Annotated in this window: 3 protein-coding genes (1 of these 3 cut by a window edge); all 3 read right to left on the reverse strand. The window is 73.5% G+C overall.

The annotated features are described in order from the left end of the window. Tightly spaced (each overlapping or abutting the next), the 3 genes in view from ACZ6S4_RS37025 to ACZ6S4_RS37035 form a layout consistent with a single transcriptional unit that may run on beyond the window. Window positions 1–1,221, reverse strand: coding sequence for an MFS transporter (locus ACZ6S4_RS37025; protein WP_465479377.1), 1,221 nt, complete (start codon window positions 1,219–1,221; stop codon window positions 1–3). Further along, window positions 1,218–21,476, reverse strand: a complete 20,259-nt coding sequence (locus ACZ6S4_RS37030) for a non-ribosomal peptide synthase/polyketide synthase (RefSeq protein ID WP_465479378.1) — start codon at window positions 21,474–21,476, stop codon at window positions 1,218–1,220. The genes ACZ6S4_RS37025 and ACZ6S4_RS37030 overlap by 4 nt, the downstream gene beginning before the upstream one ends. Continuing rightward, window positions 21,473–21,532 carry the end of an amino acid adenylation domain-containing protein gene (locus ACZ6S4_RS37035; protein ID WP_465479379.1) on the reverse strand. The gene runs 9,927 nt beyond the window's last position, so the window shows 60 of its 9,987 coding nt (coding positions 9,928–9,987); its start codon lies beyond the right edge, outside the window — the gene reads right to left on this strand; it ends in the stop codon at window positions 21,473–21,475. The genes ACZ6S4_RS37030 and ACZ6S4_RS37035 overlap by 4 nt, the downstream gene beginning before the upstream one ends.

Raw genomic sequence — 21,532 nt, forward strand, 5'->3', positions numbered from 1 at the left:
CTACCCGGCCACCGGGACCCGGGGCCGGGGAAACTCGCGCAGTACCTTGCTGGCGGTGACCGAGACGGTCACCGCCGCGATGCCCGCCGCGCAGACGAGCACCGCCGTGGTGCCGGGCACCACCGCCGTCAGCAGCCCGCCCAGCACCGGCCCGGCCGCACCGGCCACCCCGGTGAGCAGGGCGAGCACGCCGCTGAGCCGGCCCCGCAGCTCGTCCGGGGTGCTGATCAGCTGCTGCGTCACGATGGTGGTGTTCGCGGTCGGGACCAGCAGGGCCATGCCCGCGAAGATCGCTCCGATCAGGTAGCCGCCGTGCACCAGCGCGGTCACCGGGGTGAGCACGGCCAGGACCCAGAAGACCGAGGCGATGGACACGTACGGGCTGAGCACCCGTTGCAGGTAGGGGGCGGCGAGGGCGCCCACCACCCCACCGGCGCCCAGCATCGCGGCCATGACGCCGATCTCGCCGGGCGGCGTGCCGCGGCGCTGGGCGAGCACGATGACCACCAGGTAGAAGGCGCTGAAGAACAGGTTGAGCAGCGCCGCGTACAGGGTGGTGATCCGGATGGTCCGGTGCTGCCACGCCCAGCGCAGCCCGGCCACGATCTCGGGGCCCAGGTTGCGCACCGGCGCCGGCGGCGTGTCCCGGGGCGGCACCCGCAGGAAGGCCAGGGCCACGAACGACACCAGGTGGGTGGCGGCGTCCACCACGAACGGCAGGACCCGGGCCGCGGCGAACAGAAATCCCCCGGCGGCGGTGCCGGCGAGCTGCCCGAGCGAGGTACGGGCCCCGTTCGACGCGACCGCCGCGGACAGCTGGTCCTCCGGCACCACGGCGGCCAGGGTCGCGTCCTCGGCCGGTTCGAACAGCGCCGTGCAGCCACCCAGCACCGCCGCCACCACCACCATGTGGGCCACCGTGGCCACGTCCAGCAGCAGCGCCGCCACCAGGCTGCCGACCGCCACCGCCTGCGCCGCCTCGCAGGCCAGCAGCACCCGTTTGCGGTTCCACCGGTCCGCCAGGGCCCCGGCGGGCAACCCGGCGACGAGCTGCGCGGTGGCGATCGTCCCCAGCACCAGCCCGGACGCGGCGGTCGAGCCGGTCACCGCCAGCACCAGCAGCGGGAACGCGATCGCGGTGGCGTTGTGGCCGAACTCGGCGCAGGCCTGGCTCAGCCACAACAGCCGGTAGTCGCGGTTGCGGGACAGCGGGACGGTCATCCCCGCCCCTGCCGGCAGTCGTGCGCGATGGCCCGCAACGCCGTGGCGAAGGCCTCGGCCGCCGCTTGCACCGCAGCGGGGTCGTGCCGGCCGGGCTGGAAGTACCAGGAGAACTCCAGCTCGCCGCCGTGCACCGAACCCACCACCTCGAGGGCCCGCGCGGTGCGGTCGCGGGGATCGTGGTCCTGCCCGGGTGCCGGGTGCGACGCCTGGTAGAGCGTCGTCCCGGTCTCCTGGGAGCGGGCGTCCCACTGCCCGAGGTAGTTGAAGACCACCTCGGGGTCCTGGCGCTCGCCGCCGAGCAGTTCCCGGGACCGCTCGTCGCCGAGGTAGCGCAGGGCGCCGTAGCCCAGCCCGTTACCCGGCACCGCCCGCAACTGCTTGCGGATCGACTTGATCAGCGTGCGCCACTGCGGCTCGGTGCCGGCGCCGACCTCCAGCGCGACCGGGTACATCGTGGTGAACCAGCCGACCGTACGGGACAGGTCCACACCGTCCAGGATGTCCTCGCGGCCGTGGCCCTCCAGCTGGACGCGTACCCGGTCCTGGCCGCTCCACCGGGACAGCGCCCAGGCGAGCGCGGCCAGCAGCACGTCGTTGATCCGCGTCCGGTAGCTGCCCGGGGCGACCCGCAGCAGGGCGTCCGTGTCGTCGGCGCTCAGCGCCACGGACACCGTCCGCATCGGCGCGGCCGATGTCTCCGCCGGCGCCTCCCGCGGCGGCGCCTCGGCATCGGCACCGGCCGCCCAGTAGTCCACCTCACCGTCGAACGCTCCGGCGGCGACGTGCGCGGTCAGGCGCTGCGCCCATTCCTGTACGGAGGTCGTCCGGGCGCCCAGGTCCACCGGTCCACCCCGGGTGAGCTGGCCGTACGCGGTCTCCAGGTCGTCGAGCAGGATCCGCCAGGACACCCCGTCCACGACCAGGTGGTGCACGACCAGCAGCAGGTACGGCCGCCGCCCGTCCCCGCGGTCGAACAGCACAGCCCGCAGCAGCCCACCCCGGTGCAGGTCGAACGAGGCGTGCACGTCCTCGGCGACCTTCTCCAGCGCCGCCTGCTGCTCGTCGTCGCCGGCCGCCGGCAGCAGATGCCGGCGCAGCACCCCGGCGTCGTCCGGTGGCGCGATCTCCTGGCGCCACCCGGCGGGACCCCGGGTGAACACCGACCGCAGGGCGTCGTGCTGGGTGACCAGGGCGGTCAGGGCCGCGCCCAGCGCCGCCTCGTCCACCTCGGCCGGCAGTTCCAGCATCACCGCCTGGTTGAAGTGGTGCGGGTTGGCGGTGTGGGTGTCGAAGAACCAGCGCTGGATCGGCGTCAGCGACACCTCGCCCACGACCGGTGCCCGCCCGGCGTCGCCGGCACCGACCACGGTGACCGCCTCGGCCAGCGCCGCGATGTCCTGGTGCAGGAACAGGTCCTTGGTGGTCAGGTGCAGGCCGGTCTGCCGGGCCCGGGAGACCACCTGGATGCTCAGGATGGAGTCGCCGCCCACGTCGAAGAAATTGTCGTGCACGCCGACGCGGTCCAGGCCCAGCACGTCACCCCAGATCCCGGCCAGCGCCCGCTCGGTGTCGGTGCGCGGGGCCAGATACCCGGCCCCCGGTTCGGGAGCCGCCGGGTCCGGGGCGGGCAGGGCACGCTTGTCGAGCTTGCCGTTGGCGGTCACCGGCAGCGCCGGCAGCGCCAGGAACGCGGCCGGGACCAGGTAGTCGGGCAGGCTCCGGCCGAGGAACTCACGCAGCTCCACGGTTCCGGGCGCCGAGTCCCCGGCCGGCGGCACCACGTACGCGACCAGGCGCTTGCTGCCCGGCCGGTCCTCGCGCGCGATCACCACGGCCTGAGCGACCGCGGGATGTGCGGTGAGCGCGGCCTCCACCTCCCCCGGTTCGATCCGGAACCCGCGGATCTTGACCTGGTCGTCGGCCCGGCCGAGGAACTCCAGCTCCCCGGTGGTGGTCCAGCGGGCCAGGTCACCGGTGCGGTACATCCGGCTGCCGGCGGCACCGAACGGATCGGCGAGGAAACGTTCGGCGGTCAGGCCGGGCCGGTGCAGGTAGCCGCGGGCCAGGCCGGCCCCGGCGACGTACAGCTCACCGGCGACGCCCACGGGCACGGGTTGGAGGGCGGCGTCGAGCACGTACACCCGGGTGTTGCGGATCGGCCGGCCGATCGGCGGCACGCCGCCCGGGGCCAGCGGTCCGGTCCAGGAGGTGACCACCGTGGACTCGGTCGGGCCGTACGCGTTGATCATGCGCCGGCCCGGCGCCCAGCGTGCGACCAGCTCCGGACCGCAGGCGTCGCCGCCGACGATCAGCGTGCCGAGGTCCGGCAGCCCGGCCTCGCCGACGGTGGCCAGCGCGGCCGGCGGGATCAGCGCGTGCGTCACCCGGCGCCCGGCCAGCACCTCCCGCAGCTGCTCGCCGACCAGGGGACCCGGCGGCGGCACCACCAGGGCGGCCCCCGCGGGCAGCGCCATGCACAGCTCCAGCACCGAGGCGTCGAAGCTGGGCGAGGCGAACTGCAGCACCCGGTCACCGGGCCGGACCGCGAAGTGCTCGATCTCCGCCGCCGAGAAACTCGCCACCCCGGCGTGGGTGACGCTGACCCCCTTGGGACGGCCGGTGGACCCGGAGGTGTAGATGACGTAGGCCGGATGGGCCGGGTCCAGCCGCGCGCGGCGGTCCGCGGCGGTCACCCGAGCCGTGGGCTGACCGGCGAGCGCGGCGCCGACCGCCGGGTCGTCGAGCACGATCAGGACCGGTCCCTCCGGCAGGCTCGCCGCCAGGTCCGCGCGGGTCACCGTGAGCACCGGACGGGCGTCCTCGAGCATGAAGGCGATCCGGTCGCCCGGATAGGCCGGGTCCACCGGCAGGTACGCGGCCCCGGCCCGGCCCGCCGCCAGCTGGGCCACCACGATCTCCGGTGACCGGGGCAGCACCAGCGCGACGATCGATTCCGGTCCGGCGCCGCGCTCGATCAGCAGCCGGGCCAGCCGGTTGACCCGGTCGTCCAGCTCGGCGTAGCTGATCTCCCCGTCGTCGTGCAGCACGGCCGGGGCCTGCGGCGTCCGGGCCACCTGCGCGGCGAACAGCTGGTCGAGAGTGGCCGGCGGCACCGGCCGGGCGGTGTCGTTGAGCCCGGTCAGCAGGTGCTGCCGTTCCGCTTCGCTCAGCATGGGCAGCCGGGCGACCGGGCGGTCCGGATCGGCGGCGATCGCCTCGAACAGGGCCGTCAGGTGGCCGGCCATCCGCGCGACAGTGGCGGCGTCGAACAGGTCGGTGTTGTAGGTCAGGGCCACGTCGAGGCCGGCAGGCGACTCCTCGAACTCCACGGTCAGGTCGAAACCGGCCGCGGTCATCGGCAGCTCGACCGGCTCGGTGCGCAGCCCCGGCAGCTCCGGCGCCTCCCCCGGCAGGTTCTGCAGCACCACCATGACCTGGAACAGCGGCGTCCGGCTGGTGTCGCGGGCCGGGCGCAGCTCGTCGACGAGCCGCTCGAACGGCACGTCCTGGTGGGCGAGCGCGCCGAGCACGGTCTGCCGGACCCGGCCGAGCAGATCGGCGAACGAACCGTTGCCGTCGACCAGGGTGCGCAGCACCACCGTGTTGACGAAGAAGCCGACGAGGCTCTCCAGCTCGGCCCGGTCCCGGCCGGAGGTGACCGTGCCGACGGCCACGTCGTCCTGCCCGGACCAGCGGCTGAGCAGCAGCTGGCAGGCGGCCACCAGGGTGGTGAACAGCGTGCCGCCGTGCTGCCGGCCGAGCCCGGTCAGCCGCGCGGCGAGGGCCGGCGGCACCCGGAACTCGTGGACCGCGCCGTGCTGGGTGTGCACGGGTGGGCGGGGCCGGTCGTACGGCAGTTCCAGCGTCGGGACGCCGGAGAGGGTCTCCCGCCAGTAGCCGAGCTGTTCGTCCAGCAACGGCCCGGTGAGCCGTTCGCGTTGCCAGGCGGCGAAGTCGGCGTACTGCACCGGCAACTCCGGCAGGCGCGCGGGCCGGGCGGCGTACAGCTCCGCCAGCTCGGTCATGATCACCCCGGTCGACCAGCCGTCGGTGACGATGTGGTGCAGCACGAGCAGCAGGACGTGCTCGTCGTCGGCGAGGCGGATCAGGACCGCCCGCAGCAGCGGCCCGGCGGCCAGATCGAACGGGCGGCCGGTGTGGGCGGCGAGCACCTCGCCGAGCCGGGCCGGGTCGCCGAGCTGCTGCTCCTCCAGCGGCACCGGTCCCGGCGGCTGGATCACCTGCTCGGCGACTCCGTCCGCGCCGGCCCGGAAGGTGGTGCGCAGCGACTCGTGCCGGGCCACGAGGGCGTCCAGCGCACTGCGGAGGGCGTCGGTGCGCAGAGTTCCGGTCAGGCGTACCGCGGTCGGGGTCACGTACTCGGTGGAGCTGGGGTCGAACTCGTGCAGGAACCACAGCCGCTGCTGGGCGAACGAGAGCGGCAGCGCCCGGTCCCGGGGCAGCGGCGTGATGCCGGCGGTGTCGGGCGTACCGGCCGGCACGGTGAGCGCGGCGGCCAGCCCGGCGACGGTGGGGTGGTCGAAGACGGCGCGCGGTGACAGCTGCACGCCGAAGGCCTCGCGCAGCCGGGAGGTGAGGCCGATGCTGAGGATCGAGTCGCCACCCAGGGCGAAGAAGTCGTCCTCGGCGCCGACCTCGGCCACGCCGAGGATCTCGGACCAGGCCGCGGCGACCACCCGTTCAGCCTCGGTGCGCGGCGCGACATGCCCGGGCGCCACCAAGCCGTCCTCGCCGGGCGCGGGCAGAGCCCGGCGGTCCAGCTTGCCGCTCGCGGTCAGCGGCAGTCGGTCGAGGGTGACGAACACCGCGGGAACCATGTGCTCCGGCAGGTCCCGCCGCAGGAACGTCCGCAGCTCGGCGGTGTCCGGCACGGTCGCATCCGGTCCGGGGACCAGATAGCCGACCAGACGTGGTCCACCGGGCCGGTCCTCGCGGGCGAGCACGGCGACGTCCCGGACCGCCGGGTGGGCACCGAGCGCCGCCTCGATCTCGCCGAGCTCGATCCGCTGGCCGCGGATCTTCACCTGGTGATCCGTGCGGCCCAGGTACTCGAGCAAGCCGTCGGCGGTCCAGCGGGCCACGTCGCCGGTGCGGTACATCCGGCTCCCGGCGGCGCCGTACGGGTCGGCCGGGAAGCGTTCGGCGGTCAGGCCGGGCCGATGCAGGTAGCCGCGGGCCAGTTGCACCCCGGCGAGGTAGAGCTCCCCGGGTACGCCGGGCGGCACCGGGCGCAGCCGGCGGTCGAGGACGTACGTGCGGGTGTTCCAGACCGGGCGGCCGATCGGCACCGGAGACGCGTCCCAGCCGGGCGGACAGGCGAAGGAGGTCACGTCGACCGAGGCCTCGGTGGGGCCGTACAGGTTGTGCAGGCCGGCCGCCAGCACCCGCTGGTACGCGGTGACGAGGTCACCGGGAAGCGCCTCGCCGCTGCAGATCACCCTGCGCAGCCCGGTGCAGCCCGCGGCGGCCGGCTCGGCCACGAAGGCCCGCAGCATCGACGGTACGAAGTGGACGGTCGTCACCCGGTGCCGCTGAATGACGTCCGCGAGGTAGGCCGGGTCACGGTGCCCGTCCGGCCGCGCCACCACCAGGGTGGCGCCGACGGTCAGCGGCCAGAAGAACTCCCAGACCGACACGTCGAAGCCGGCCGGGGTCTTCTGCAGGACCACGTCGTCGGCGGCCAGGCCGTACTCATGCTGCATCCACTGCAGCCGGTTGACGATGCCCTGGTGCGGTACCGCCACCCCCTTGGGCCGGCCCGTCGAACCGGAGGTGTAGATGACGTAGGCGGGGTTGCCGTCAGCCACCTCAGGCAGCGGTCCGGCGGCCGGCGCGGGCAGGCCGGCACCGGCGCGCACAGTCTCGAGCCGGTCCAGCACCAGCACCGGCCGGGCGTCGCTCAGCATGAACGCCACCCGCTCGGCGGGCAGGTCCGCCTCGATCGGCAGGTACGCGGCCCCGGCGTACAGCACGGCCACCAGCGCCACCACCAACTCGGCCGAGCGCGGCAGCGCGACGGCCACGCACGTCTCCGGGCCCGCGCCGGCCGCCACGAGCCGCGCCGCCAGCTCTCGGGCCCGGGCGTCCAGATCGGCGTAGCTGAGCTCGTCGTCCTCGAACACCACCGCCCGCGCCCGCGGGGTCCGCACGGCCTGCTCCTGGAGCAGCCCGGTCAGCGTGCCGGCCGGCGTCGGCCGGTCCGTGGCGTTGAAGGAAACCAGGACCTGCTCGCACTCGGCGTCGGACAGCCACGGCAGCCGGTCCGGCGTGCGGTGCGGGTCCGCCGCGATCCCGTCGAGCAGGGTACGCAGCCGCCCGGCGAGCGTCGCCACCGTGCCCGCGTCGAACAGCGCGGGATCGTAGGCGAGCTCGAAGCGCAGCCGGTCGTCAAGGTACGCGGTCAGGCAGAGGGCGAACGTCGTGGTGTCGATCCCCTCGACCTCACCGACCCGCAGCCCCGGCCCCTCCCCCGCGGCATCGATCGGGTAGTTCTCGAAGGCCACCATGCTCGCGAACAGTCCGGCGCCGCCGGGCGGGAGGTCGCTGCACGCGCGCAGGTCGGCCAGCGAGGCGAAGTCGTAGCGCCGGGCCTCGCTCTGCTCGATCTGCAGGGCCCGCAGCCAGCCGGCGAGGTCTGCGTCGTCGCTGATGAGCGCGCGGGTGGGCAGGGTGTTGATGAACATGCCGATCATCGACTCCACCCCGGCGAGCTCGGCGGGCCGCCCGGAGACCGTGGTGCCGAACAACACGTCCCGTTCGCCGCTGTAGTGCGACAGCAGCAGCGCCCAGGCGCCCTGCACGACGGTGTTCACGGTCAGGCCGTTCGCGCGGGCGGTGGCGTGCAGCAGCGCCGACTCCTGCGGGCTCAGTTCGAGCCGCAGCGACTGCGAGGACTCGGTGCGGTGGGTGTCGACGGGCGCGCGGTCATACGGCAGCGGGGTCGGTGCCTCAACGCCGGCGAGCACGCCACGCCAGTAGCGCTGTGATTCGGCGCCGTCCTGCGCGGCGAGCCAGGACAGGTAGTCGCGGAACGGGCGCCGCGGGCTCAGCTGCGGTGCGCGGCCGGACGTGATCGCGGCGTACTGCTCGCAGACCTCGGCGAAGACCGCGGCGGTGCTCCAGCCGTCCAGCATGATGTGGTGCGAGCTCCAACTGAGCAGCACCTCGTCCGGGCCGAGCCGCACGATCGCCAGCCGCAGCAGCGGCGCCCGGGTCAGATCCAGTTCAGTGGCGCGGTCCTCCGCCGACAGTCGTTCGAGTTCGGCGTCGCGTTCCTGCGCGGACCGGGAGCTCAGGTCAAGGTGAACAACGGGCACGGTCGCCCGGCGCCGCACCACCTGCACGGGCCGGGACAGCCCTTCCCAGGCCACGGCGCTGCGCAGCACCGGCGTCCGGTCGATGACCCGCTGCCAGGCCTCGGCCAGCGCGGCCGGGTCGCTCACCCCGGACAGCCGGACCCGTACCTGGTCCACGTAGGCACCGGAACCGGCGTCGACCAGGCTGTGGAACAGCATGCCGGCCTGCAGCGGGGTCAGCGGGTAGATGTCCTCGACGTCGCGGCCGTCGCCGGCCAGCCGGTCGACCGCGGCCTGGTCCAGGGCGGCGAGCGGGAAGTCCGACGGGCTGCGCCCACCGGCGCCGGGCCAGGCGCAGTGCGCCACGATGTCGCGCAGCGCCGCCACCATGGCGTCGGCCAGCCGGCGTACGGTGGCCTCGTCGTGCACCTCGTGCGAGTAGGTCCAGTCGAGTTGCAGGCAACCGTCGGTGACCGCGCCGGTGATCTCGATCAGGTAGCCGCGGTTGCTCTCCGGCGCGACGTCCTGCCCGGCACCCGGGTGCCAGGCCCGGTAGAGCCCGTCCGGCTCGGCGTCGACGTCCCACTGACCGTGGTAGTTGAAGCAGATCTGCGGCATCGGCAGCCCGCGCAGCGCCGCCCCCGGACCGTCGGCCCGGCTCAGGTAACGCAGCGCGCCGAAGCTGAGACCTCGGTGCGGCACCGCGCGCAGCTGTTCCTTGACGCCGGTGAGCACTCCCGCCCAGTCGCCGGCCGGCACGTTCAGCGAGACCGGGAACTCGGCGGTGAACCAGCCGACCGTGCGGGAGGTGTCGGCGTCGTCGAACAGCTCCTCGCGGCCGTGGCCCTCCAGGGCGAGCAGCACGCGCTCCCGGCCGGTCCACTCGGCGAGCACCCGGCCCAGGGCACTGAGCAGCACGTCGTTGGCCTGGGTGCGATACACCGGGGGTACCTGGTGCAGCAGCGCGTCGGTGTCGGCCGGGGACAGCCGGACGGTCACGTTGCGGGCCGTGGCCGTGGTGTTGGGGCCCTGGCGGTCGACCGGCAGCTCGGCCGTGGCCTCGCGGACCGCCCGGGTCCAGTACGGCAGGGCGTCGTCGAGCCCACCGGCGGCGACGAGTGCGGCGAGCCGCTGCGCCCAGCCGGTGTAGGCGGTGCCGACCGGGGGCAGCTCGACCGGTCTGCCGGCGGCTGCCTGCCGGTACGCCGTCTGCAGATCGTCCAGCAGGATCCGCCAGGACACCCCGTCGATGACGAGGTGATGCACGACGAGCAGCAGCCGCGGTGCGCGGCCGTGGCCCTGGTCCTGGCTCTGACCCTGGCCCTGGCCCTGGCCGTGGCCGTGGCCCTGGCCGTTCGATCCGTTCTCGTGTTCGGCCGAGGCGGACGTGTCCGGCCCGAACGTGAACACCACGGCGCGCAGCATCGGGCCGTGGGCGATGTCGAGGCCGCGCTGGGCGTCGAGCGCGTGGCGGTCCACCGCCGCCGGTAGTTCCTCCGCGCTGAGCGCGGACAGATCGTGGACGTCCAGGGGCACGCCGATCGCCTCGGCCGACTGCTGGGACCAGCCCTCGGGTCCGTGGTGCAACCGCATCCGCAGCGCCTCGTGGTGGGTGACCACCGCGTGCAGCGCCACCGCGAGGGCGGCCCGGTCGACGTCGGCGGGCAGGTCCATCAGCATCGACATGGCGAAGTGGCCGCGGTGGACCGGCTCGTGGTCGAGGAACCAGTGCTGGATCGGGGTCAGCGGCGCCGGCCCGGCGACGGCGGGTGCCGCCTCGGGCGCCGTCGCGGTGCCGGCCACCAGCGCCAGCTCGGCGATGTTCTGGTGCAGGAAGATGTCCTTGGAGCTGACCCGCAGCCCGGCCTGCCGGGCCCGGGACACCACCTGGATGCTCAGGATGGAGTCGCCGCCGAGGGTGAAGAAGTTGTCCGTGACACCGACCCGGTCCGCGCCCAGCACACCGGCCCAGATCTCGGCGAGCTGCCGCTCGATCTCGGAGCGCGGGGCGACGTACTCGCGGTCCTCCCCGGCCGGCAGGGCCGGCGCCGGCAGCGCCCGCCGGTCGACCTTGCCGCTCGCGGTGACCGGCAACCGGTCCAGCAGCACGAACACCGAGGGGACCAGGTAGTCGGGCAGCGACTGCTTGAGCCAGGAGCGCAGCACGGTGCTGCCCGGGTCCCGGCCGTCGTCGGTGACCAGGTACGCGACCAGCCGCTGGTGACCAGCCGGGTCCGCATGGGCGACCACCACCGCTTCCTTGACGCCGGGCCGGGCCAGCAGCGCCGCCTCGACCTCGCCGGGCTCCACCCGGAAGCCGCGGATCTTGACCTGATCGTCGGCCCGGCCGAGGAACTCCACCGTCCCGTCGGCCGTCCACCGGGCCCGGTCGCCGGTGCGGTACATCCGCTCCCCCGCCGGGCCGTACGGGTCGGCGAGGAACTGCCCCGCTGTGCGGCCCGGCCGGTGCAGGTAGCCGCGGGCCACCTGGGCACCGGCGAGGTACAACTCGCCGGGTACGCCCGCCGGCACCGGGGACAGCCGCTCATCGAGCACGTACGCACGCATGTTGGGCAGCGGACGACCCAGGACCGGCCGCACCGACCCGGTGACCGGCGCAGCGAGCGCGTCCACTGTGCACTCGGTGGGACCGTACATGTTGTAGGCGGCGACATCGGGCGTGTGGCTCAGCTCCTGCCAGAGTCCGTCACCGAGGGCCTCGCCGCCGAGCAGCAGGGTGCCCGGCCGGTGCCGATCGGTGGTCAGCAGGCCCGCGGCGAGCAGGTGCCGGGCGTACGACGGGGTGACGTCGACCAGGTCGATCCGGTGATCGGCGACGTAACCGGCGAAGGCGTCCGCGTCGAGGCGGACGGCGTCCTCGATGACGTGCACCTCGTGGCCGCCCGCGAGCAGCAGCAGTTCCTCCAGTGAGGCGTCGAAGGTGAAGGAAGCCGCGAGTGCTGCCCGCAGCGGCCGATCCCCGTGCCGCTGCGCGAAGCCGGCGAGGAACCCGGCGCGGTGGTGGGCGAGCAGGTTGGTCAGTTGCCGGTGCTCCACCGCGACACCTTTGGGTCGGCCTGAGGAGCCTGAGGTGTAGATGACGTACGCGGTGGTACCCGGAAGCGGCGGCACCGGCATTGCGGTATCCCCGTCCACGTCGGACGGGCTCAGCACGGCGAGGCCGGCCGGCAGACCAGCGGTATCCGGCGCGGCGAGCACCAGGACCGGATCCGCGTCGGTCAGCACGGCCGCCGTCCGGCCGGCCGGCTGCTCCGGATCGATCGGCAGATACGCGGCGCCCGCCCGCAGCACGGCGAGCAGGGCCACGACCAGCTCGGCGCTGCGCGGCAGGGCCACCGCCACGATCGACTCCGGACCACAGCCGCGGCTCAGGAGCACGTGAGCCAGCCGGTTCGCCTGCGCGTCGAGCTCGGCATAGGTCAGCGACACGGAACCGCACACCACGGCCGTCGCCTGCGGAACCCGGGCGGCCTGCGCCGCAACGAGCTCAGGGAACGTCGCGCGCGGCGCGTCCAGCACCGGACCGCGCTGGTACGCGAGGATCTCCTGCCGTTCGCCGCCGGTCAGCAGTGGCATCTCACCGAGCGGCCGGGCCGGGTCGTCGGCCAGCGCCCCCAGCAGCACGACCAGATGCCCGGCCATCCGCGCGATCGTGGCAGCGTCGAACAGGTCGGTGTTGTACTCGATGGCGCCGGCCAGCACCCCGTCGCGTTCCTCGAACTCGATGGCCAGGTCGTGGCTCGCCGTGACCACGGGCGGCGGCAGCTCGGCCACAGTGAGCCCGGGCAGCGCAGGCGGGTCGCCAGGAAGGTTCTGCAGCACGATCAGCACGTCGAACAGCGGGTTGCGGCTGGTGTCCCGAACCGGGCGCAGCTCGTCGACGAGCCGTTCGAACGGCACGTCCTGATGGGCGAAGGCGCCGCGTACGGTCTCCCGCGCCTGGGCCAGCAGCTCGGTGAACGGCTGCCGCGCGTCGAGCCGCGAGCGCAGCACGACAGTGTTGACGAAGAAACCGACGACCCGGTCGAGGCCGGGGTGTTCGCGCCCGGAGGTGACGGTGCCCAGAGTGATGTCGTCCTGTCCGGACCAGCGGCTCACCAGGAGCTGGCAGGCGGCGACCAGGGTGGTGAAGAGAGTGCAGTCGTGGGCTCCGCCGAGGCGGTGCAGCTGATCGGCAAGCTCGGGCGGGACGGTGAAGGCGTGCATGGCGCCGGCCGAGGTGCGGACTGCCGGGCGAGGACGGTCGGTGGGCAGCTCCAGCGGGGCGACGCCGGCGAGTTGGCCGCGCCAGTAGTCGAGCTGGGTCTCGGCGGTGGGGCCGGCGAGCTGGGCTCGTTGCCAGACGGCGAAGTCGGCGTACTGGAGGGTGAGGGCGGGGAGGGTGGCCTGTTCGCCTTGGAGGGCGGCTGCGTACAGAACGGCTAGCTCGTCGGTGAGGATGCCGCCTGACCAGCCGTCAGTGACGATGTGGTGCAGGGTCAGCAGGAGGATGTGATCGTCCGGGGCGGTGCGTACCAGGAGGGTGCGCAGGAGCGGGCCGGTGCGCAGGTCGAACGGGCGGCTCGCCTCGGCGGCCAGCACCTCGTGCAGCGCGGTCTCGGCGAGCGCGGACTCGCCCGGCGTGACCTCGGCCGGCGCGGACTCGCCCAGCGTCATCTGGGCCGGCGTGGTACCGGTCGACGCCGGCTCGGCCGGCGTAAGGAGGTCACGCAGCTTCGGCGTCACCTCATACGGCTCTCCGATCACCTGCACGCCGCGGCCGTCGACGGTGTCGAAGGTCGTGCGAAGCGACTCGTGCCGGGCCACCAGTGCGGTCAGCGCCGTGCTCAGGGCGTCCGTGTCCAGGGATCCGGTCAGGCGCAGCGTCAGCGGGGACACATACTCCGTGCCGCCGGGAGCGAACTGGTCCAGGAACCACAGCCGCTGCTGGGCGAACGACAGTGGCAGCGGCCCGCGCCGGTCCACCCGGGAGATGGTCCCGGTGTTCTCCGTGCCCGTGCCCGCGCCGATGTCCAGCAGCGCGGCGAGGCCGGCCAGCGTCGGTGCGGCGAACACCGCGCGCGGCGACACCCGGACACCGGAGGCCTCCCGCAGCCGCGAGGTGACCCGCATGCTGAGGATCGAGTCACCGCCGAGTTCGAAGAACGAGTCCGTGGCGCCGGCCCGCTCGACTCCGAGGACCTCGCACCAGATGCGGGCCACGAGCCGTTCGGCCGGGGTGCGGGGCGGGACGTGCTCGTTGCGCGTACCGGTGCCGAAGTCGGGCTCGGGCAGTGACCTGCGGTCGAGCTTGCCGCTGCTGGTCATCGGCAGTTCGGCGACGCCGATGAATGCCGCTGGGATCAAATAGTCGGGCAGGGTGCGGCTCAGGCGCGAGCGGAGCTCGTCGGCCGCGGGAAGCTGCGGCCTGCGGCTCTGCTCCCTCTCCCGCTGCGGGTGAGCCTGCCCGTGCGGGTACGGCTCCAGCTGCGACTGCGGCTGCGCGGTGCCGGTGGCGGTGGCGGTGGCGGTGGCGGTGGCGGTGGCGGGAGCCGAGGCGGCGACCAGGTAGGCGACCAGGCGCCGCGTGCCGGTGGCGGACTCGTGGGCGACGACCGCGGCCGCGGCGATCGCGGGATCCGCGAGCAGGGCCGCCTCGATCTCACCCGGTTCGATCCGGAAGCCGCGAATCTTGATCTGCTCGTCGGCACGCCCGAGATACTCCAGCAGCCCAGCACCGGTCCAGCGGACCAGGTCGCCGGTCCGATACATCCGGGCCCCAGCCGCACCGAACGGGTCGGCGACGAACCGCTGGGCAGTCAGCCCCGGCCGGTCCAGGTAGCCGCGAGCGACCTGGTCCCCCGCGATGTACAGCTCACCGGTAACCCCCGGCGGCACCGGCCGCAGGCCGCGGTCCAGAACGTACGCACGCTGGTTGCGCCCGGGCCGGCCGATGACGGGCCGGTCGGCGTCGCTGATACGGCACGACACCGAGTCGACGGCGCACTCCGTCGGCCCGTAGTAGTTGTAGCCGGTGACGTGACTGGCCGCGACGGCACGCCAGAGGTCGGGCTCGGCCGCCTCACCGCCGAGCATGACCACCCGCGGGAACGGCCGGGCGTCGTCGAGCAGCCCGGCCGGAACCAACTGCCGCGCGTACGAGGGAGTGACGTCGAGCAGATCAACGCGGTGCTCGGCGATGTAGCCGACGAGCGCATCCGGGTCGAGCCGGGTGTCGTCGTCGATCACGTGCAGCTGGTGGCCCGCGGCCAGGAACAGTAAGCCTTCCCACGACGTGTCGAAGGAGAACGTCGCCGTCAGCGCCACCGTCAGCGGCCGGCCGGCGGCTTGGCTCTCCGGCTCGATCAGCTCGGTGAGGTGGTCGTAGTACAGGGTGGTGAGCTGCCGGTGCTCGACCAGCACGCCTTTAGGTCGACCTGTTGAGCCTGAGGTGTAAATGAGGTAGGCGGAGTTCTCCTGATGCAGCGGACCTGTCCTGTCGCTGTCGCTCGGGCAGGTCTCGGGGCAGCGGGCGAGCTTGCGGGCAGTGGCCCGGGTGTCGAGCCTGAGCACGGGCAGGTCTGCGGCGTGCTGTCCGTCCGCGCACAGCACCACGGTGGCGCGGGCGTCGCGGCACAGCAGGTCCACCCGTTCGGCCGGCAGCGTGGGATCGACGGGCAGGTAGACGCCGCCGGCCTTGAGCACCGCGAGAATCGCCACCACGCTGTCGGCGCCGCGCGGCAGCGCGACGGCGACGACCCGCTCCGGGCCCACTCCGGCCCGGATCAGCAGGTGAGCGAGCCGGTTGGCCCGGGCGTCGAGCTCGGCGAAGGTCAGCCGGGTGCTCCGGAAGACCAGGGCGGTGGCGTCCGGGGTACGGCGGGCCTGCTCGGCGAAGACGGCCGGGAAGGTCGTGTCCGGTACGGCGAGACCGGTGGCGTTCCACTCGGTCAGCACCCGCCGCCGCTCTTCGGCGGTCACCCACTCCAACGTGGACACCGATTGCCGCGGATCGGTGGCGAACGCCCCGAGCAACAGTCGCAGCCGTTCCGCGAGACCCTGCGCGGTTGCGGCGTCGAACAGCCGCGGGTCGTACGCCAGCTCCAGCCGTAGCCCGTCGGCCAGGTACGCGCTCAGCGCCAGCGGGAAGTTGGTGGTGTCGCCGGCCCGCACCTCGCGCAGCCGCAGCTCCCCGGCGGCGACGGTGGCCTCGTCGTACGGGTAGTTCTCGAACACCACGACGCTGTCGAACAGATTGGTACCCGCGGGCACCTCGCTCCAGGCGCGCAGCTGCGACAGGGCGGCCCAGTCGAAGCGACGGGCCTCGCTCTGCGCCTGTTGCAGGCCGCGCAGCCACTCTCCCACCGGCTCGCCGTCCGGCACGGAGACCCGGGTCGGCACGGTGTTGATGAACATGCCGATCATCGACTCGACGTCCGGCAGCTCAGCCGGACGTCCGGAGACGGTCGTGCCGAAGACGACGTCGTTCTCGCCGCTGCACCGCGACAGCAGCAACGCCCAGGCGCCCTGCACGACAGTGTTGACGGTCAGCCCGTACTGCTGCGCGGCTTGACGCAGCGCGGCGGACTCCGGCTCGGCCAGGCGCAGCCGGATGGTCTCGGCGGATTCGGTGCGGTGCGCCTCGACCGGCTGGCGGTCGTAGGGCAGCGGGGTCGGCGCGCTCAGCCCGGCGAGGACTCCGCGCCAGTACCGCTCGGCCTGGCCGGTGTCCTGGCCGGCGAGCCAGGCAAGGTAGTCGCGGAACGGGCGGCGGTGCACCGGACGGGGTGCCCGGTCGCGGACGATGGCCGCGTACTGCTCGGCGACCTCGGTGAAGACCTGCCCGACGCTCCAGCCGTCGAGCAGCACGTGGTGCGAGGTCCACACGACGAGGACCTCGTCGTCGGCGGTGCGGGCGATGGCGAGCCGCATCAGCGGGGCGGCCGTCAGCTCCAGTCCGGCGGCCCGGTCCTCGGCCAGCAGGCTGCGCAGGGCGGCGGCGCGGGCGGCGGCGTCCAGGGTTCGCCAGTCGTGGTGTGTCACGGGCAGGGTGACCTCGCGGTGCACCACCTGCACCGGCTGGTCGACCCCTTCCCAGACCACAGCGGTACGCAGGGCCGGCGTCCGGTCGACAACGCGCTGCCAGGCGGTGGCCAGGGCAGCGGGGTCCGTGACGCCACCGAGCCGCAGCTGGGTCCGGTCGGCGTACACGCCGGAGTCCTCGTCGACCAGGCTGTGGAAGACCATGCCGGCCTGCAGCGGGGTCAGCGGGTAGACGTCCTCGACGTTGCGGCCGTCGCCGGCGACCCGGTCCACACCGGCCTGGTCCAGGCGGGCCAGCGGGAAGTCGGCGGGCGAACGGCCGCCGGCCCGGGGGTCGGCGCAGTGCGCGACGATCTCACGCAACGCGTCGAGCATGGCCTCGGCGAGCCGCCGTACGGTGTGCTCGTCGTGGACGTCGGCGCTGTAGAGCCAGCTCAGCCGCAGCTCCCCGTCCTCGACCAGCCCGGCGATGTCCAGCAGGTACGCCGGCGCCTGCCCGGGATCCAGCTCAGGTCCGACGCCGTCGTGCCGGGCCCGGACCAGTCCGGTGGCCTGGGCGGCGTCCCACCGGCCGTGGTAGTTGAAGCAAACCTGAGGTAGCGCACCTCCCCCTGATGCGGTGGCCGTGGGCGACAGGTAGCGCAGGGCCTCGTAGCTGAGTCCCCGGTGCGGCACCGCGCGCAGCTGTTCCTTGACGGCAAGCAGGGTCCGGCCCCAGTCCGGCGCCGCGGGCAGATCCAGCGTCACCGGGAACTGGGTCGTGAACCAGCCGACGGTCCGCGACAGATCGACGCCGTCGAGCAGCTCCTCACGGCCGTGGCCCTCGCAGGCGACCGCGACCCGGTCCCGGCCGGTCCAGTCGGCCAGCACCCGGCCCAGGGCGCTGAGCAGCACGTCGTTGACCTGGGTGCGGTAGAGCGGCGGCACCCGGTGCAGGAGCGCGTCGGTGTCGTCGCGGCCCAGCCGGACGGTCACCGCCCGCGTCGATTGCCCCGTGGCCGCGCCGTCGTGATCCCTGGGCAGTGCCACGGCCTCGCCGGTGCCCGCCCAGTACGCCCGCGCGTCGTCGAGGCCGCCGGCTGTGACGTGGGCGGCCAGCCGGTGTGCCCACTGGGTGAACGGAGTTGTCACCGGCTGCAACGCCACCGGTTGCGCCCCGGCCAGCTGCCGGTACGCCGTCTCCAGATCTTCCAGCACGATCCGCCAGGAGACCCCGTCCATGACGAGGTGGTGAGCCACCAGCAGCAGCCGCGGTGGCCGGCCGGAGCCGGACCGCGCCAGCACAGCGGCGAACATCCGCCCGGTCTCCAGGTCCAGAGCGGCGCGCAGCTCGGCGGCGGCCTCTTCCAGCGCGGCATCATCGGGCAGATCGCGCACGGCCAGCGCCACGGGGACAACGACAGGTTGCTGAACCGTACCTTCGGCTCCGGTGGTGAAGGTGAGCCGGAGCCCGTCGTGGTGACGCACGACCGCGTGCAGCGCCCGGCCCAGCACCTCCTCGTCCACGTCGGCGGCCAAGTCCAGCAGCATCGACATGGTGAAGTGCCGCAGCGGCCCGTACGTGCCGAAGAACCAGTGCTGGATCGGGGTGAGCGGGGCCGGGCCGGCGATGACCGGTGCCGCCTCGCCAGCCTCGGCGGCGCCCGTCACGAGGGCCAGCTCGGCGATGCTCTGGTGCAGGAAGACGTCACGTGAGGTCAGCCGCAGACCAGCCTGCCGGGCCCGGGACACCACCTGGATACTCAGGATCGAGTCTCCGCCCAGGGTGAAGAAGTTGTCCGTCACCCCGACCCGCTCGGCGCCCAGCACAGTGGCCCAGATTTCGGTGAGCTGCCGTTCGGTGGCAGTGCGGGGAGCCACGTGGTCGGCTTGATCGGTGGCCGGACCGCTCGGGGCGGGCAGGGCGCGGCGGTCCAGCTTGCCGGTGTGCGTGGTGGGCAGCCGGTCCAGCACGACGTACGCCGTGGGCACCATGTAGTCGGGCAGCTGCCGTCGAAGTTCGGTGCGCAGAGCGGTGCTGTCCGGCGCGTCCTGCGGGTTCGCGGGCACGACGTACGCGACCAGGCGGCGGTGCCCGGCGTCGTCGTCGCGGGCGATGACGGCCGCCTCGGCGACACCCGGGACGGCATGCAACACGGCTTCGATCTCGCCCGGCTCGATCCGGTAACCGCGCACCTTGACCTGCTCGTCGGCGCGCCCGAGATAGTCCAGCTGCCCGTAGGCGGTCCACCGCACCCGGTCACCGGTGCGGTACATCCGCCCGCCACCGGCGCCGAACGGGTCGGCCAGGAAACGCTCGGCGGTGAGCCCCGGGCGGTTCAGGTAGCCCCGGGCCACCTGCTCCCCGGCGAGATACAGCTCCCCCGCCACGCCGATCGGCACCGGCCGCAGGGAGGCATCGAGCACATACGCCCGCACGTTGCGCAGCGGGCGCCCGACCACCGGACGTGTCCCGGCACCGACCTCGCAGGACAGCGCGTCCACGGTGCACTCGGTCGGCCCGTAGAAGTTGTACGCCGTCGTGCCGGGCACCGCGCCCAGCTCCCGCCACAGCGACTCGCTCAGCGCCTCGCCACCCAGCATGAGCACGGCCGGCCGATGCGCGTCGTCGGCGAGCAGTCCGGCGGGCAGCAGCTGCTGCAGGTACGAGGGCGTCAGGTCGAGGAAGTCGATGCGGTGTGCGCGGATGTAGTCCACCAGGGCGCGCGGGTCGAGCCGGGTCTGTTCGTCGATGACGTGCAGCTCGTGCCCGTCCGCCATGAGCAGCGGACCTTCCCATGAAGTGTCGAAGGAGAACGCCGCGGTCAAGGCCGCCCGAAGTCGTCCGCCCGCGGCCGCCGTCAGGCCCTGGCGGTGATGGTGGAACAGGTTGACGAGCTGCCGGTGCTCAACCGTGACGCCCTTGGGCCGGCCGGTGGAGCCGGAGGTGTAGATGACGTAGGCGGCGTGCCGCGGACCCGCCCGGCCGAGCAGCTCGGCGTCAGCAAGGCGACTGTCGGCGAACCCGTCGAGTTCCGCCCGGACAGCCGGGTCGTCCAGCGCCAGCCCGGCAGTCCCGGCCGGCAGCGAACTGCTTCCGGCCGTCAGGGTCAGCACCGGCGCGGCATCGTCCAGCACGAAGGCGATGCGGTCTGCTGGCAGGTCCGGATCGACGGGCAGGTACACGCCACCCGCCTTCAGCACGGCCAGCAACGCCACGATCATCTCGGCCGTACGGGGCAGGGCCAGCGCCACCACCCGTTCCGGCCCGGCACCGCGCCGCACGAGCAGCCGGGCGAGCCGGTTCGCCCGCGCGTCCAGCTCCCGGTACGTCAGTGTCGTGTCCCGGCACACCAGGGCGGTGGCATCCGGGGTGCGGCTCACCTGAGCCTCGAACAGTTCACCGAAGGTGCCGGCGGGGAAGTCGGCATCGGTGGCGTTCCACTGCCGCAGCACCTGATCGCGTTCGCCGGCGCTGAGCAGCTCCAGCTCGGCCAGGCGCCGCCCGGGCGCCGTGGTGACCGCGTCGAGCAGACCAAGCAGGTGCCGGGTCATCCGCTCGACGGTCACGGCGTCGAACAGGTCGGTGTTGTACTCCACGAACCCGGACAGAGCGCCGGAGCGCCGCTCGAACTCCACCGACAGGTCCACAGTGGCCGCTCGACGCGACAGCTCGATCTCCTCGACACGCAGGCCACTCAGCCGCGGGGCAGCGCGGCGTTCGTCGTGCAGCAGCACCATGACGTCGAACAGCGGGTTACGACTGGGATCGCGGGCCGCGCCGGCTGCCTCCACCAGCCGCTCGAACGCCACGTCGTCATGGGCGAACGCGTCCAGCGCAGTACCGCGCACCTCGGCCAGCAGGTCGGCGAAGGTCCCGCGCTCGTCCACCCGGGAACGCAGCACCACCGTGTTGACGAAGAAGCCCACGAGCCGTTCGAGTTCCGGCCGGTTACGCCCGGAGACGACCGTGCCCAGCGCGACGTCGTCCTGTCCGGCATAGCGAGAGAAGAGCAGGGTGCAGGCCGCGGTCAGGGCGGTGAACAGAGTGGTGTCGTTGGCGCGGGCCAGGTCGGCCAGCCGGTCAGCGACGGCGGCGGGCACGGCGAACCGGTGCACCGCACCGTGCGACGTGCGCACCGCGGGGCGCGGCCGATCGGTGGGCAACTCCAGCGGTTGCAGTCCGGCGAGCCGTCCGGCCCAGTAGTCGGCGTGCCTGCGAGCCTCCTCACCGGTGGCGCGGCGGCGCTGCCAGACGGCGAAGTCGGCGTACCGCAGGGCCGGCTCAGGCAGCTCACCTGAGGTGCCGTGGTGAGCGGCCTCGTAGAGGGCGGCCAGGTCCTCGGTCAGCACGCCCATCGACCAGCCGTCGGTGACGATGTGGTGGGCGGCCAGCAGCAGCACGTGCTCCTGCTCCCCAAGGCGGAACACCGTGACCCGGAACAGCGGACCGGTCCGCAGGTCGAACGGCACCGAGTACGACTCGTACAGCACCTGTTCCAGGTCGGCTCCGGAGGCCAGGTCGACCAGCGGGACGTAAAGGTCCGGCACCGGGTGCACGACCTGAACCGCCGCGCCGTCGATGTCGTCGAAGGTGGTCCGCAGCGATTCGTGCCGGGTGGCCAGTGCCCGTACCGCCGTGGTCAGCGCGGCCAGGTCGAGCGGGCCGCTGAGGCGCATCGCGAACGCGCTGTTGTACTCGGCCTCGCCGGGCTGGAAGCGGTCCAGGAACCAGAGCCGCTGCTGCGAGAACGACAGTGGCAGCGGCTCGCCCCGCGGGGCGGGCGGGATCGGGTCGGCGACCGTCGTGGCGGGCGCCGATCCGGCCAGTCGCTGGCGGAGGAGCTGCTGCAGGTGCGCGGGCAGGGCGGCCGTACGGCTCTGCTGCGGGGACGGCAAGAGGTGCTCCTTCATCGGGGTTCGTCGGTGCCGGCGCCGGACGCGAGGCTCTCCAGCTCGCGGAGGATCCG

Source organism: Actinoplanes sp. NPDC051405 (assembly GCF_055586185.1).

Excerpts from the sequence above, each read along its gene's own strand:
- ACZ6S4_RS37025 (WP_465479377.1), bottom strand. The coding sequence starts at position 1,221 with ATGACCGTCCCGCTGTCCCGCAACCGCGACTACCGGCTGTTGTGGCTG.
- ACZ6S4_RS37030 (WP_465479378.1), bottom strand. The coding sequence starts at position 21,476 with ATGAAGGAGCACCTCTTGCCGTCCCCGCAGCAGAGCCGTACGGCCGCC.